General features: G+C 34.6%; 18 protein-coding genes. All 18 read left to right on the top strand.

What is annotated here, in order from left to right; genetic code table 11:
- The first annotated feature begins 144 nt into the window (after positions 1-144).
- The 18 genes from ACKVQX_RS02890 to pseB all read left to right on the top strand — a co-directional run bounded on the left by ACKVQX_RS02890 (position 145) and on the right by pseB (position 15,534).
- Entirely contained in the window at positions 145-1,293 is a 1,149-nt protein-coding gene (locus tag ACKVQX_RS02890) for a sensor histidine kinase (RefSeq protein ID WP_068455621.1), read from the top strand.
- Between the two features lie 41 nt (positions 1,294-1,334).
- Positions 1,335-2,009: a response regulator transcription factor gene (locus tag ACKVQX_RS02885; RefSeq protein ID WP_068455618.1), complete on the top strand. Its 675-nt coding sequence runs from the start codon at positions 1,335-1,337 to the stop codon at positions 2,007-2,009.
- Between the two features lie 168 nt (positions 2,010-2,177).
- Positions 2,178-2,945, top strand: coding sequence for a nuclear transport factor 2 family protein (locus tag ACKVQX_RS02880; RefSeq protein ID WP_068455615.1), 768 nt, complete (start codon positions 2,178-2,180; stop codon positions 2,943-2,945).
- A gap of 101 nt (positions 2,946-3,046) precedes the next feature.
- The gene (locus ACKVQX_RS02875) at positions 3,047-3,889 is read left to right on the top strand and encodes a DegV family protein (RefSeq protein ID WP_068455612.1); all 843 of its coding nucleotides are present in this window, start codon (positions 3,047-3,049) and stop codon (positions 3,887-3,889) included.
- Between the two features lie 203 nt (positions 3,890-4,092).
- A complete protein-coding gene (locus tag ACKVQX_RS02870; protein WP_068455606.1) occupies positions 4,093-5,472 on the top strand; it encodes a DEAD/DEAH box helicase in 1,380 nt (459 codons plus the stop codon).
- Complete coding sequence (locus ACKVQX_RS02865) at positions 5,472-6,056, top strand: ComF family protein (RefSeq protein WP_068455604.1); 585 nt, start codon at positions 5,472-5,474, stop codon at positions 6,054-6,056. Before ACKVQX_RS02870 ends, ACKVQX_RS02865 begins: the two co-directional genes overlap by 1 nt.
- Before the next feature lie 68 nt (positions 6,057-6,124).
- Entirely contained in the window at positions 6,125-6,535 is a 411-nt protein-coding gene (locus ACKVQX_RS02860; RefSeq protein ID WP_068455601.1) for a TIGR03826 family flagellar region protein, read from the top strand.
- 179 nt (positions 6,536-6,714) lie between these two features.
- Complete coding sequence (gene flgM / locus ACKVQX_RS02855; protein WP_068455598.1) at positions 6,715-6,978, top strand: flagellar biosynthesis anti-sigma factor FlgM; 264 nt, start codon at positions 6,715-6,717, stop codon at positions 6,976-6,978.
- Between the two features lie 17 nt (positions 6,979-6,995).
- Positions 6,996-7,484: a flagellar protein FlgN gene (locus ACKVQX_RS02850; protein WP_068455595.1), complete on the top strand. Its 489-nt coding sequence runs from the start codon at positions 6,996-6,998 to the stop codon at positions 7,482-7,484.
- 158 nt (positions 7,485-7,642) lie between these two features.
- Positions 7,643-9,250, top strand: a complete 1,608-nt coding sequence (flgK, locus tag ACKVQX_RS02845; protein WP_068455592.1) for a flagellar hook-associated protein FlgK — start codon at positions 7,643-7,645, stop codon at positions 9,248-9,250.
- A gap of 17 nt (positions 9,251-9,267) precedes the next feature.
- On the top strand, positions 9,268-10,158 hold the full coding sequence (flgL, locus tag ACKVQX_RS02840; protein WP_068455589.1) for a flagellar hook-associated protein FlgL: 891 nt from the start codon (positions 9,268-9,270) through the stop codon (positions 10,156-10,158).
- 61 nt (positions 10,159-10,219) lie between these two features.
- Positions 10,220-10,786 (top strand): DUF6470 family protein, encoded by a 567-nt coding sequence (locus tag ACKVQX_RS02835; protein ID WP_068455586.1) that lies wholly within the window; start codon positions 10,220-10,222, stop codon positions 10,784-10,786.
- Between the two features lie 3 nt (positions 10,787-10,789).
- The gene (gene fliW / locus ACKVQX_RS02830; protein ID WP_068455583.1) at positions 10,790-11,233 is read left to right on the top strand and encodes a flagellar assembly protein FliW; all 444 of its coding nucleotides are present in this window, start codon (positions 10,790-10,792) and stop codon (positions 11,231-11,233) included.
- Positions 11,233-11,451, top strand: coding sequence for a carbon storage regulator CsrA (csrA, locus tag ACKVQX_RS02825; RefSeq protein ID WP_068455580.1), 219 nt, complete (start codon positions 11,233-11,235; stop codon positions 11,449-11,451). The genes fliW and csrA overlap by 1 nt, the downstream gene beginning before the upstream one ends.
- A 113-nt stretch (positions 11,452-11,564) precedes the next feature.
- On the top strand, positions 11,565-12,395 hold the full coding sequence (locus tag ACKVQX_RS02820) for a flagellin (protein ID WP_068455577.1): 831 nt from the start codon (positions 11,565-11,567) through the stop codon (positions 12,393-12,395).
- A 169-nt stretch (positions 12,396-12,564) separates the two neighbouring features.
- Positions 12,565-14,211 (top strand): motility associated factor glycosyltransferase family protein, encoded by a 1,647-nt coding sequence (locus ACKVQX_RS02815; protein ID WP_068455574.1) that lies wholly within the window; start codon positions 12,565-12,567, stop codon positions 14,209-14,211.
- Between the two features lies 1 nt (position 14,212).
- Entirely contained in the window at positions 14,213-14,566 is a 354-nt protein-coding gene (locus ACKVQX_RS02810; protein WP_068455571.1) for a hypothetical protein, read from the top strand.
- A complete protein-coding gene (pseB, locus tag ACKVQX_RS02805; RefSeq protein ID WP_068455568.1) occupies positions 14,563-15,534 on the top strand; it encodes a UDP-N-acetylglucosamine 4,6-dehydratase (inverting) in 972 nt (323 codons plus the stop codon). The genes ACKVQX_RS02810 and pseB overlap by 4 nt, the downstream gene beginning before the upstream one ends.
- The last annotated feature ends 102 nt before the right edge of the window (positions 15,535-15,636 follow it).

Below are 15,636 nucleotides of genomic sequence, written 5' to 3'. Positions count from 1 at the left end.
CTGATTTGAAAAATATTTTATATATAGTTTTGACACAAAAATGTTATAATTGAATAGACAGTGCGAATTATTATAAATATAATTAACTAATTCAACCTTAAGACTAAGAATTGTAATGTAGCATGATTTATAAGGAGTATGGATATGGCACAAGACAAATTCGATATAAAGTCACTTGATTTAGTATTTAATCGAATGGTAAAAACGATTGATGAATCAAAACACGATATTTTCACAATTAGCGAACAAAGCCGTCGCTCATTTGAAGAAATGAAACTCGAGCTAGATGATATTCGTCATAAAATAAAGAATATCATAGAAGAGAACGATTTATTAGAAGAAAGATCAAAACATGCGCGTCAATATTTAGCAGAAGTATCAAGAAACTTTAATTCCTATACGGAAGAACAAGTACGAGTTGCGTATGAGGAAGCTAACAAGATTCAAATTCGTCATTCAGTGGTACAAGCTGAAGAAAAGACGTTACGAGAACGTCGAGATGACTTGGAACGACGTATGCGTAGTCTTCTTGACACAATTGAAAAAGCAGATCATCTAGTAAATCAAGTGAATGTTGTGTTAAATTACTTAACGTATGATTTAAAACACGTAGGTCCAGCTTTGGAAAATGCTAAGTTGAAAGAAGACTTTTCAATTAAGATTATTGAAGCAACAGAAGAAGAACGTAAGCGAATCTCACGTGAAATTCATGATGGTCCCGCTCAAATGCTTGCAAATGTACTTTTACGAACAGATTTGATCAATCGTACATATGATGAAAAAGGTGTAGAAAAAGCATTAGAAGAGATTCTTTCGTTAAAAGGGATGGTTCGCGATGCATTACACGAAGTAAGACGAATTATTTACGACTTACGCCCAATGGCATTAGATGATTTAGGCATCGTGCCAACACTAAAAAAATATTTGCACTCCGTAGAAGAGTATAATCCCAGCACTAAAGTTCATTTTTCTTCAATTGGTGAGGCGATTCGTTTAAAAACCAATTATGAAGTGGCTGTATTCCGTCTTGTACAAGAATGTGTAAATAATGCAATGAAGCATGGTCAGGCTACAGAAATTTTAGTTACGTTTATTTGGAAAAAAGATCATGTTGTCATGTCAATTAAAGATAACGGCACAGGATTCAATCCAGAAGAAAGTAAAGAAGGTTCATTTGGAATTATCGGTATGCGTGAGCGTGTAGAGCTATTAAGTGGTAAAATGGAATTAAACTCCGCACCACAACAAGGAACCGTTGTATTAGTAACGATTCCGCTTGATAAAAAGAAGTAAATATAAATATATGATTTCGTTTCTATAGGAGGAACAGTAACATGACAAAAATAGTTATTATAGACGATCACCAACTATTCCGTGAGGGAGTAAAAAGAATACTTGATTTCGAAAGTACTTTTGATGTGATTGCAGAAGGTGACGATGGTGTCGATGCACTTCGTTTATACGAAGAATATTCACCAGATGTCATTCTAATGGATATTAACATGCCTCAAATGAACGGTATTGAAGCAACAGAGCAACTAATTGCGAAATATCCAGAAGCAAAAGTAATTATGCTGTCTATTCATGATGATGAATCATACGTATCACACGCATTAAAATCAGGTGCATTGGGTTATATGTTAAAAGAAATGGATGCCGATGAGATTGTTGGTGCGATTAAAATCGTAGCTAAGGGTGGTTCATATCTACATCCAAAAGTAACACGTAACTTAGTAGCAGAATACCGTCGTTTAAGTGAACGTGAAAATAAAGGTAACTTCCATCAAACAGAAATTCGTCGTCCATTCCACTTACTAACAAAACGTGAGTGTGAAGTACTACAATTATTAACAGATGGTCAAAGTAACCGTGCAATCGGAGAATCATTATACATCTCTGAAAAAACAGTTAAAAACCACGTATCAAGTATTTTACAAAAAATGAACGTAAATGACCGTACACAAGCTGTTGTAACAGCAATCAAAAATGGTTGGGTAGAAGTGCGTTAATTATTAGATGAAAACTCGAAGCAGTGATTTGCTGTTTCGAGTTTTTTTATTTGCAGTTTAAAGGGCAACTTTTTTGACAAGAAATCGTTCTATAAAGTACATTAATCGGAGTGAAAAATATAAGATTGTGTGTAAGTTCCATGCTACAATAACCTGGGGGGTTAGGAAATGTCATTTAAGCATATTACATTAGCGATATTTTGTGTCTTATTGCTTTCTGCATGCAGTAGCGAATCTTCAAAGCAGACAGAGTCGTCTTCAACAGCAGTAGATACAACACAAGAAAATCGTAATGAAGATATGACAGTTTCACAAAACGATCAAACGTCTGAAGAACAACAGTCACCTGTTGTTTCACATAAAGAACAAGCTAGTCAAAAACAAGAGCCTGTAAAAGAAAAAACAGAAACACCTGAAAATACATCACCAACACAAGAAGAAGTAAAGCAACCTGTTCAGCAAAAAGAACCTTCTAAAAAAGATGACACTGAAGGGCATGATGAAAATGTTGAAACTGTAGGGTATTCGGTTGTAGAAGGGGATGTAGATGAAGCAGAAGATATTCCGAAGCAAGACCAGATGAATATCTTAGCAGCTTTTAATGAATATATTGATGCATTTAACGATCAAGATTTAAACCGTTATAAACGGGTGTTAGCACGAAATCCTGAAGGCTTTGACCTTCAAGAAGACTTAATGAATACAAACAATATTTTCGAAAACTTTGATATGAAGCGTACAGCATCAAATATTACAATTACCGATTACACTGGGAATCGTGCAAATGTGTATGCAGATATTTTAGTCGAAGTCACACAGAATGATAGTGAAGTAAGAGATGAAGGTAAGCAACTAACACAATTTGTAAAAGAGAGTTCAGGTTGGAAAATCACTTCATTACAAGCAATTGGAAGTGCAGCAAACCAAGGGCAATAATGGACTTTGGGACCATTTATTTCAATGATGGTCTCTTTTTTTTATTTCCATTTACGTCATAAATCTTATAAAATAGATTGAGTAGGAGAGTGAACGGAACTATGACAACAGCAATCGTAACAGATAGCACGGCCTATCTGACGAAGGAAGAACAAGAAGCATACAACATTCATATGGTGCCACTTAGTGTCATCATTGATGATACAAGTTATGAAGAAGAAGTAACGATTACGATGAGCGAGTTTTATGATCGTGTACGTAATGAAAAGAAATTACCAAAAACAACGCAACCACCAATCGGGAAATTTGTTGCTAAATTTGAAGAGCTTGCAAAAGACTATGATGAAGTCGTAACGATTCATCTATCAAGCGGGATTAGTGGTACATATCAAGGCGCGTTACAAGCAGGTGAAATGGTTGAAGGAATCGATGTTTACGGTTTTGATAGCGAAATCGCTTGTGCTGTGCAAGGATTCTTTGTTATTCATGCAGCAAAATTAGCGGCAGAAGGTAAAAATGCGAAAGAAATTATTGCTGAATTAGAGAAAATGCGTGCTTCTATGCAAGCATACTTCATTGTAGATGATTTAGCGCATTTGCAGCGCGGTGGTCGTTTATCAGCAGGAGCTGCTTTAATCGGCGGTTTACTACAAATTAAACCCGTATTACATTTTGAAAATAAAGTCATTGTGCCATTTGAAAAAATTCGTACGCGTAAAAAAGCCGTGAAACGTGCAGAAACGATGCTAGATGAAGCCATTCAAAAACATGGAGTTTTAGATGTAGCGATTATTCACGGGAATTGTGAAGAAGAGGCAACAGCGTGGATGCATGATTTAGCTGCACGTTATCCAGATTCTTCATTTAAGATGAGTTATTTCGGTCCTGTAATTGGGACCCATTTAGGTGAAGGATCGATTGGTATAGGTTGGTTCAAAAAATAATGAATGGGTAAAAAATCACTTCATTTTTCCAAAATAATGGGTAAACGAGGGCATAAATATGGCTTTCCAAATATATTTGTCGAATGATACTATAGTATTCGACAATCATCCATGTTAAGATTAACTTACTAAACAATATTCTACATGAAGCACCTAGACAACTCGTTCTAGGTGTTTTTTTTAGTGCCATAAGGAGGCTAGCCATGCGTAAATTACGTCGCTGCCTACATACAAAAACCCCCCTTAAAATCCCTCTTTACGATTTGAAAATACAACAATTTTTACAAGGAAGAATTTGGATTGAAGAAGAACTACCTTTTTTACAAGATATAATTCGCTACCATAATACACAACGATGGATCATCAAAACCCCTGGAATTCAACAAAAACAGTGTATGCGTTGTCATAGTAAAAGACTACACGAATTTTGGTGTAAACAGTGTAAAGGGCATTGCGCGTATTGTTTAAACTGCTTAAAAATGGGCAGAGTAAGTAATTGTACAAATTTAATAAGATGGTGTGGTCCAACTTATAAAAATTATATAGCTGAACTATGCATGACGTGGACTGGAACGCTAACAGATTCGCAACAGCGAGTTGTGAAAGAATGTACAGTCCATGAAAAAGACCATTTAATTCACGCTGTCACAGGCGCGGGCAAAACAGAGATGCTTTTCCCGATTATAGAAGATGCACTAAAGAAGGGGAAGCGAGTTTGCATCGCGACACCTAGAACGGATGTCGTATTGGAACTTATGCCGCGAATACAACAAGCTTTTTTAACTATTCCTGTACAGGCTTTCTACGGTGGAAGTGGCTTTTCACTCATGTATAGTCCGTTAATCATCGCAACAACACATCAACTTTTACGCTTTCAACAAGCTTTTGATTTAATTTTAGTCGATGAAGCAGATGCGTTCCCTTACACCTATGATGAAGCGTTGCAATTCGCTGTCAAAAAGGCATTAAAGGATACGGGAAGAACGATTTTAGTAACGGCGACACCTACTAAAAATGAACGACAAAAATATGAAAAACAGCAAACCTATTCTTTTTTATCGCGACGTTTTCATGGTTTTGATTTGCCTATACCGCGTTTTGTTGCTTTATTCTCGTATAAAAAGTCTTTTCGTAAGAACCACATTCCAAAACGATTGAGCGATTGGGTGGAGTCGTGCATTACTAAACAGCAACCATTCCTACTATTTTTTCCTACAATCGAATTAATGGAGAGAGCAGCGCCACTCTTTCAACAACTACATGAGAATCTGCATGCTGTTCATGCGAGCGATGATTATCGAAAAGAACGCGTACAAGCTTTAAGAAAAGGAGATGTGCCAGGACTTTTAACGACGACGATTTTAGAAAGAGGTATTACGATTGCAAATTTACAAGTAGCAGTGCTAGGAGCAGATGAGACTATTTTTAATGCAAGTGCGCTCATTCAAATTAGCGGTCGTGCAGGGCGATCGAAAGAGTATCCTACAGGAGACGTCTGTTTTTTTCACGCAGGCATCACACGACAGATGGATTTAGCTCGAAACGAAATCATCCGTTTGAATCGTGAGGAGGTGCGTGTATAATGCATTGTTTATTTTGTGATCAAATCATCCAGCAACCAAGTTCTTTCACGCAATTTTTATTTGGAATACCCTCCGTTTACTGTTGTAAAAAGTGTGAAGAACAAATTGAATATACATCCGATTCTCATGCTATCTATTTCTATAATTCATTTATGCAAGATGTTCTGCACCAATTTAAATTTTTAAAAGATATTCGTGTAGCGGACTTTTTTGCCAAGGCTTTAAAAAAGAAAGTAAGGGGTATGGAATATGACTTAATTATTCCGATTCCGATGCATGTTGAGATGGAAAAAAAGCGAACATTTTCACCAGTAGAAGTCGTTTTACAACAAGCGAAATTACCTTTTCAATCGGTTTTAGAGAAAACGACCATGTCACAACAGAGTAAAAAAACATATGAACAACGTATTAATAGCTCCTCTTTTTTCAAAAGTTTACCTCAAGTAGATGTAACACAGCAAAAAATCCTATTAATTGATGATTTAATCACAACTGGAACGACAATTAAACATGCTAAAACAATTTTACTCGAATTAGGGGCAAAATCCGTTGAAGAAGTCATTTTCATCTCAGGGAAGAAGTGAATTATGATAAACTACATGAAGAAATGGTCGACATTAATAGTAGATTGAAAATGTGGAGGTAATGGAGCATGGGTGAAATCAGAAATTGTCCAAGATGTGGAGAATTCTTTAATTATAATGGTGTACGCGATATTTGTGGGAAGTGTGCAATGGCTGAAGAAGAACAATATGAAATCGTATATCGTTTTTTAAGAAGACGTGAAAATCGCGCAGCAACAGTAGAACGTATTGTGGAAGCAACAGGTGTAGAAGAAGACTTGCTACACAAATGGGTACGTAAAGGACGTTTACAGCCAGCACTGTTCCCGAATTTAGGTTATCCATGTGATCAATGTGGACATTTAACGACGACTGGAAAGTTGTGTAGTTCATGCCAAGATGAATTAAAAGGTGAGTTACGTAAGTTTGAAGCAGGACAAGAATTTAGAGAAGCTGTGAAGAAAGCAGAAAAAGGAACATATTTATCTGATAAAAGATAAAAGAAATCGTAAAAAAATAGTTTAAGAGATATTTAGAAAACGATATATGAGTATATTGAACTAATGAGTTATTTCTTGAATAGTCATAGTTACTCTATTATGCATTTATTACTAAAACAATGATGTTTACTGCCGAAATAAGGAGTACATCAACAATAAATGAAGGAGGTCGAATGAAAATGAAGATAAATAATTACGGCGTGAATCCAATCAATCCATACAAGAATCAGCAGTTGAAAACAGAAGCAACAAAAAACGCAGGTATGAAATTTGCGGATCAAATCGAAATTTCTTCTCAAGCAAAGGACCTTCAGGGGATAAAAGATTATTCAACTGAACGAGCTGATAAAGTTCAACGAATCAAACAGCAAATTGAAGCTGGCACGTATCAAGTAGATGCGAATAGATTAGCGAACGATGTAGCGACATTCTATCGCCTATAAGAAGGAGTTTTAGAACGATGTCAACTGAGCAAATTATTTCGATTATGGATAAATTGAACATGATGCATCGTAGTTTATTAAAATTGGCGTATCATAAGACCGAAATTTTAAAAACATCGAATGTAGAAGAATTAAGCGAAACGATGAAAAATGAGCAGTCACATATCGCAGCAATTAGTCAATTAGAGGAACAACGTCAAAAATTAGTTGTACAATTCTTTCAAGCGAATCAAATTGACTACAAAGAACCGACAATTAACGAGTTATTAAAATATGTAACAGGTGAAGAAGCAGCACAATTAGATACAAAGCGAAAAGAATTGCTTTTAACAATTGATACATTGCAAAAGCAAAATGACTTAAATCAAAAAATGTTGTTTCAGTCACTTCAATTCGTGAATCTTACATTAGACTTACTTCGTCCACAACCAGATCAGATTAATTATCAATCTAAAGCTGGTGGACGTTCTGCTATAAAAACAGGACAATTCGATTCACAAGCATAAAGAAATCATACAATGATGTGTGATTTCTTTTTTATTTTCAAAAATATAAGATTGCTCGAAAAGCATGTATTTTACGTGAAATACTTAAAAAAATTCGATTCATGTCGATGAAAAGAACAGAATGAATATGCGTGATTTTTATTAAAAGGAGCGATTCGATGGGTTCAACATTTATGGGACTTGAGACGAGTAAACGTGGTTTAAGTGCTCAACAGTCCGGTTTATATACAACAGGTCATAATATTTCAAACGCCAACACAATCGGTTATTCACGTCAAACAGTGAATTTAAAGCCAACGAACGGTTTCCCAGGTACCGGGATGAATGCACCACAAATTCCAGGGTATTTAGGTACAGGTTCGACAGCTGGTTCTATTCAACGTGTACGCGATCAATTTATAGATAATCAATTCCGTCAAGAGACGACGAAATTAGGCTATTGGGGTTCTCGTACAGAGGCGATTGGTCAATTAGAAGGCATTTTAAAAGAACCGTCAACATATGGTATTGATACAGCATTTAATGATTTTTTCAAAGCTTTACAGGATTTAAGCGCTTCGCCTGAAAACAGTGCGGCACGTCAAGTAGCGATTGAAAAAGCGAAAACACTTGCAGAAAGTTTTAACTATACGAATAAACAATTAACAGAAGTACAAGAGAATTTAAAAAATCAAATTAATGTTGAAACGAAAAATGTCAATTCGATTTTAAAACAGATTGCACAACTGAATGATCAAATTGCGAATTCAGAGCCAAATGGTTATTTACCAAATGATTTATATGATGAGCGCGATATTTTAGTTGACCAATTATCACAATATTTACCGATTACGATTAAAAAAGAAGGTAATGGTGGTAATTCAAAAGAAGCTGCTGAAGGAACATATAATATTTTCTTGAAATTAGCAGATGGTTCAGAAGTTCAACTAGTAAATAAACGAGAAGCGGCAACATTAACACCACAAACGACAACAGTTGATGTAGGTGGAAATCTTGTCGATTCAAATTTTGATGAATCGAAAACATTTACTCCCTTCTCACAATTTAATATTGTAATGGGTTCAGGTGGCGGTACGGGTGCTACTGTGAATATGAGCCAATTAAATAAAGGTTCTGGTATTTTACAAGGAATCGTAGAAAGTTATGGTTACGTAAATAAAAATACAGCGGGAACAGCGATTTCTGCAGTAGATGGTGTCTTTTCAGACAAATTAGCGGAATTAGATCAATTAGCAGATGAGTTTGCGAAAGAATTCAATAAAATTCATAAAACAGGATATACTCTAGAGAAAAAAGATGCGAATGGCGTCGTAATTGATGCATCTGTACAGGGTGGAGATTTCTTTGTAGGAAATGGCGCAGGTGGTATCAAAGTATCGGATGGTATTTTAAAAGATTTTAATAAATTCGCTGTATCAAGTGCTGCTAATGAAGTTGGTAATGGTAAAATTGCGATTGAATTATCTAATTTAAAAACAAAAGCCCTAGCTGGTTTAAATAACGCATCAGCTCAAACTTTCTTCCAAAGTATGATTGGAGATGTGGGTGTAATGGGTGAGCAAGCAACGCGCATGTTTAAAAATTCATCTTCTCTGCAATTAAGTATTTCGAATAACCGTGCATCTGTTAGTTCGGTATCTTTAGACGAAGAAATGACAAATATGATTATGTACCAACAAGCATATAATGCGTCAGCACGTATGTTAACAGTTATGGATGAAACATTAGAAAAGATTATTAATGGTATGGGGCGCGTAGGTCTATAAATAAGGAGGACGTATAAATGCGTATTACACAAACAATGCTTTCAAATAATATGTTACGTAATTTAAATAGCAGTTATTTGAAAATGGGTAAACTACAAGAACAACTATCGTCTGGTTCTAAATTAACAAAACCTTCGGATGATCCAGTCGCGTCTGTAAAAGGTATGGGATATCGTACAACATTAGCGAAAAACGAACAGTACACTCGTAATATGAATGAAGTGAATAGCTGGTTGGATACAACCGATTCAACACTTTCAGAAGTAAATAAAGCACTTCAACGTGTAAAAGATCTTGTAACACAAGCAGCGAATGATACAAATAAACCTGAAGACCGAGAAGCGATGCAAAAAGAAGTAGATCAATTACGCATGCAAATTCGTGATTTAGCCAATACACAGCAAGGTGGAAAATATTTATTTGCGGGTACGGCAACAGATCAGCCATTATTTGCGGACTCATCTGTGAATGCGGGTGCAAATGATCCATTACCAACTTTAGGAGGTAATGATAATTCAGTCGACATCGAAATCTATGAGGGAATTACGTTCCAAATTAATGAAAATGCACGTGGTTTATTTGAAGGTATCGACAAAATGATGCAACAAGTTCAACAAGGTCTGAAAGGGACAGGTGCGGATTTAAGTAATCTCGTTGGAACTGTTTCAGCTCAAACAGATAAAGTACTTGAAATGCAGGCGGGGGTCGGTGCAAAACAAAACCGTATTGATGTTATGACAGACCGTTTAAGTTCTCAAAAAATCAACGTAACAAAACAAATCTCAAACAACGAAGATGTTGAATATGAAGATGCGATTACACAGTTGATTACAGAGGAATCGATTCATCGCGCAGCTTTATCAGTTGGGGCAAAAATCATTCAACCAACATTAGTTGATTTCTTATAGTCATAAAAAGCGTTCAGCGAATTGCATCGCTTGAGCGCTTTTTTCATAGGGAGGCGTTTTTATGAAACTTGATCAAATTCAATTAAATATACAAGATGCTAAAGTAGATTTAAATATCCTACAGCCGAAGCAATATATTGAACAACCACAAGCACAGCAACATATTGAGCAACCTGCAGCAACACTTCAAATTCAACATACAGACGCAAAATTACTTGTCGATTCCTCACAGGCCTATCGTGATTTAGGTTTAATTTCAAATGGAGAGTCGATTCAAAAATTTGCGTCGAAAGGTCAGTCAGCTGTCATGGAAGGAATAGCGAGACGTGCTTCAGAAGGAAAGCAAATGATGGAAATAAGAAAAGATAATGGGCGATTGACATTATCGAATATTGCGAAACAACATGACACATTTGAACAACAGCGACTTGGGATTACATGGAAGCCATCTGTTGGTTCAGTAAAGATTAAATACCAAGAAGGTAGTTTGGATATTCGCATTAAAGCCCAAAAACCACAAATTGATGTACAATTAGGAAAAGTCGTTCATGATTATACACCTGGTGATGTAACAGGGACACTTGTTCAACGTGAAAAAGTTGAAACAACTGTAATTAAAGGAGAATAGTCTGTGAAAATTCAAACAAAATTTTTAGGTGAAGTTCAAATCGATCCCGCTTCAATTATTCAATTTCCACAAGGTATTCCAGCTTTTGAAGAAGAAAAAGAGTTTGTCGTTATTCCATTAGGTGCACAATCACCTTTTGTGACGTTACAGTCGGTCCAAACACCATCTGTTGGTTTTATGGCAGCCTATCCATACCATTTTAAACCAAATTATGCTTTTGATTTAGAGCAAGAAGATTTACAGCAACTTCAAATTGAGAAATCAGAAGATGTATTGGTATATGCTATCTTGACGTTAAAAGATACGTTAGAAAACTCAACAATGAATTTATTAGCTCCAGTTGCTATTAATGTAAAGAAACAAATTGGTAAACAAGTTGTTCTACACGAAAATGCCGAACACCCACTTCGTTATCCTTTAAAACCACTGGAAGGAAGTGTGCGCTAATGCTGGTACTTTCACGTAAAATTGGTGAATCGATTATGATTGGAGATGGCATTGAGGTAAAAATCATTAGCATTGATGGTGATCAAGTGAAGCTAGGAATTGAAGCACCCCGTCATATTAAAGTACATCGTCATGAAATATTTAAAGCGATTCAAGATGAAAATAAGGCTGCTCTTGATGTAACAGAGCAGTTAATCAATCAATTAAAAAATTTTTAAAAGAAATACTAAACATTTTAAAACCCACTTCGATATATATAGTGTAAGGTAGAAATACCGAACAACTCCACAGGGACGTGGACATTAAAACAAATTCAAGGAGGAATCTCAAAATGAGAATTCAACACAATATCGCAGCTTTAAACACACACCGTAACTTAGCAGCAAACAATGCAGCAGCTTCTAAAAACTTAGAAAAATTATCATCAGGTTTCAAAATTAACCGTGCTGGTGATGACGCAGCAGGTCTTGCAATTTCAGAAAAAATGCGCGGACAAATCTCTGGTCTAAACATGGCTTCTAAAAACTCAAGTGACGCTATTTCATTAATTCAAACTGCTGAGGGTGGATTAAATGAAACACACGCAATTTTACAACGTATGCGTGAATTAGCAGTTCAATCTCGTAACGATACGAACGATGAAGCTACAAATGACCGTTCAAATCTTAACGATGAGTTAAAACAATTACAAGAAGAAATCACTCGTATTTCTAGCCAAATGGAATTCAACAACAAAAAATTATTAGATGGTTCTCAATCAACTAATGGTTTAACTTTCCAAATCGGTGCGAATGCTGGTCAAACAATCACAATGAAAATTTCAACAATGTCAGCTACTAAATTAGGCGTTGACGCTGCAAAAGCAAGTATTTCAAAAGGTACTGCAGCATCTAAAGCAATTAAATCAATTGATGATGCAATCAATACAGTATCAAAAACACGTTCAGCTCTAGGTGCTGTTCAAAACCGTCTAGAACACACAATCAATAACTTAGGTACATCTGCAGAGAACTTAACTGCAGCAGAATCACGTATTCGTGATACTGATATGGCTGCTGAAATGATGGCATTCACTAAGAATAATATCTTAACTCAAGCTGCTCAATCAATGTTAGCTCAAGCTAACCAACAACCACAAGGCGTTCTTCAATTATTACAATAATATTGAAGTAAGCAAATTATTACTTTTATGTACACCTTTAATAGCAGTTTATTCTGCTATTAAAGGTGTACTATTTTTTTATTAAAATGCTTTGATTTTTCTACATATGCAATAATAAAGTCTTGATAATAAAATAATTTAACCGATATAGAGGATGAGGTGAGTATGTATGAATCAGATAAATTTAATAGAAGATACTTCAAAGATAGGTTTACCTGTATATCGATATAAAAATATATATCTACATAGTAAATATGATCCATTAAAAGAAGCACAACGATTTGTAGAAAAAAAATATGAGGCTGCTTCTTTACAAATTTTAATTGGGTATGGTAATGGATATATATATGAGGAACTTAAAAATAAAATAAAAAAAGATGAAAAAATAATTGTAATTGATTCATTCATATCTCCGAATATTGCAGATTCTTCATTAAATGAATTCACTCATCAAGCTATTCAAGATTTTCTAAACCAACATATAAAAGTGACTGATAGCATTAATTTGTTAATTTCAATAAATTATGAAAAGATAATTGAAGATAGTCCGGAATTACAGTTATTTGTCAAATCTTTAAATGATCGCATTCGCTCTAACCAAATTACAGAAAATACAATTACGTATTTTATTAGTCAGTGGAACGAAAATTATTTGAAAAATTTAAAATATGCTTATAATGACCATTCTATTCGAGAGTTGTTTAGTGAAAAAAACCTTCCAGTAGTAGTGGCTTCTGGAGGACCATCTCTGACAAAACAATTGGATTTAGTAAAACAATACAGAGAGTCGATTATTTTAATCGCTGCTGGAACAACAATTAACTCTTTATTATCTCAAGGGATAAAACCAGATTTAGTCGTTTCAGTTGATGGTGGGGAAGTTAATTATCAACATTTTAAAGATTTAAAGATTACAGATTTCCCTCTTATTTATTGTCCTACAGTCCATTATGGAATAAGAGAAAACTTTAAACATGCATATTATTGTTTTTTAACAATGGAAGAGCAGTTAATTCCACATTATGAAAAATATGCGAATGATTCAGTTGAAACATTGATTGGTGGAAGTTCTGTAGCAAATGTTGCTTATAATTTAGCTCTCTTTTTAACTAATGGACCAGTTGCTTTAATAGGGCAAGATCTTGCATTTACAGATGGCTTTACTCATGCAAAAGGAAATTTGAATCGTATAGAAAATAAAAATACAGAAATGTTATTACGTGAAGGGTATTACGGTGATTTAGTTAAAACAAATGGTGTGTTTTTACAAATGAAAGAAGCTTTTGAGTTTATACAGTCCAAATTATTAGCACATAATCGTTCATATAATTGTACGGAAGGTGGATTGAATATAGAGAGTTTTCAAAATATATCTTTCTGCGAGTTTTTAAAAACTTATGCACAGAAACCAGTTGAAATTCAATATAGTTATCCAATAGTAGAAGAGAATTTGACAAGTTATAGACGACAGCTACTAAAAGATATACAACAATATGAAGGAATCATTATTTTATTTGAGAGGGCATTAAAAGTATTAAAAAGTAATGTCAGTAAAGTTAGCTATGAAGAGCAAGTTTTGAAAAAATTAGAAAAGATTGATTCGAAAATAAAAAAAGAAATTCAAGATACAAATTTATCTTATGCATTCAGCACCATTAATTTACATGTATTACGATATTTTAGAAGTTCCAAAAATGCTTCGCGTGAAGAAGAGTTTGCACTCTCTTTTAAGCAAAGTGAATATATGTATGAAGAAATGCTCAAAGTTACTCGACAAACAGTAGATATACTAAATACATTAAAAGAAGAGGTGTAAAATGGAACAAATCGTTTTTGAAACAATGGTAAACTACAATGAATATATTGAAAGAATTAAATTAAATATAAATCCTTTGATTGAAAGTTTAAGAGAGGAGAAGCCAGAAGAACAATTAAATGAAGTAGCTAATCTAATAGAAGGATTAGAGTGGTTAGTAACTGTAAACCAAAAATTAAGTGAGCTTAATTATGAAAATAAAATAGATGTATTTTCTTTAAATCAACAACTACAAGAAGTCGTGGTTGCGATAGAAAATCAAGATTATAATCTATGTGCAGATATTTTAGAATATGATATTTTAGAAACGATTCAAACATATCAACCATATAATTTAGAAGGTGAAATAAAGTGAATAACTTAGAAAATAAAACAGTACTTGTAACAGGCGGTACGGGTTCTTTTGGCAAAAAGTTTATTACAAAAGCTTTAACAATGGGTGTGAAGAAAATTATTGTATTTTCACGCGATGAGTTGAAGCAATATGAAATGAAGCAGCAATTTACAGATGAGCGTATTCGCTTCTTTATTGGGGATGTTCGCGATAAAGAGCGCTTATATCGTGCGTTTGATGGAGTAGATATTGTGATTCACGCAGCTGCTATGAAACATGTAGAGGCTTGCGAATATAATCCTTTTGAAGCAGTTAAAACAAATATTCATGGTGCACAAAATATTATCGATGCAGCGATTGATCAAGGCGTAGAAAAAGTAATCGCATTATCAACAGATAAAGCATGTAGTCCAATTAATTTATATGGTGCGACAAAATTAGCTTCAGATAAATTATTTATTGCGGCGAATGCTTATGTAGGTGATAAACATACAAAATTTGCAGTAGTTCGTTACGGAAATGTTGTAGGTAGCCGTGGAAGCGTAGTGCCTTTCTTCCAAAAGATGCGCGAAACAGGTACATTACCAGTTACAGATGAGCGTATGACACGCTTTTGGATTACATTAGAACATGGTGTTCAGTTTGTAATTGATAGTTTGGGACGCATGCATGGTGGTGAACTATTCGTTCCGAAAATTCCAAGTATGAATGTTATCGATTTGGCAAAAGCAATTGGTCCAGAATGTAAAATTGAAATTGTAGGAATTCGTCCTGGTGAAAAACTACATGAGGCGATGATTACAGAAGATGATGCCCGTCATACAATTGAATTTGATGATTACTATGTCATTCAACCTGAATTTAATTGGTGGTCAGCTGACTATGCAAAAGGCGGAAAGACGTTACCAGATGATTTCAATTATATTAGTAATCATAATGAAGATTGGTTAACAGTTGAAGAATTAAGAGAATTAGTGGAAAAAATGTAGTCAATTTGACTGCATTTTTTTATTTGAGATAAATAGATAATTTTTATTGAAAATAACCGATATTAATGTAGTAGAAAGAAAACATATATAAATAAGGGAGGA

Origin of the sequence: Kurthia sp. ISK08 (genome assembly GCF_046159805.1) — a bacterium.
GTDB lineage: Bacteria > Bacillota > Bacilli > Bacillales_A > Planococcaceae > Kurthia > Kurthia gibsonii.
Note: the sequence above shows the minus strand (reverse complement) of the source record. Positions and strands in the feature narration are given on the sequence as shown.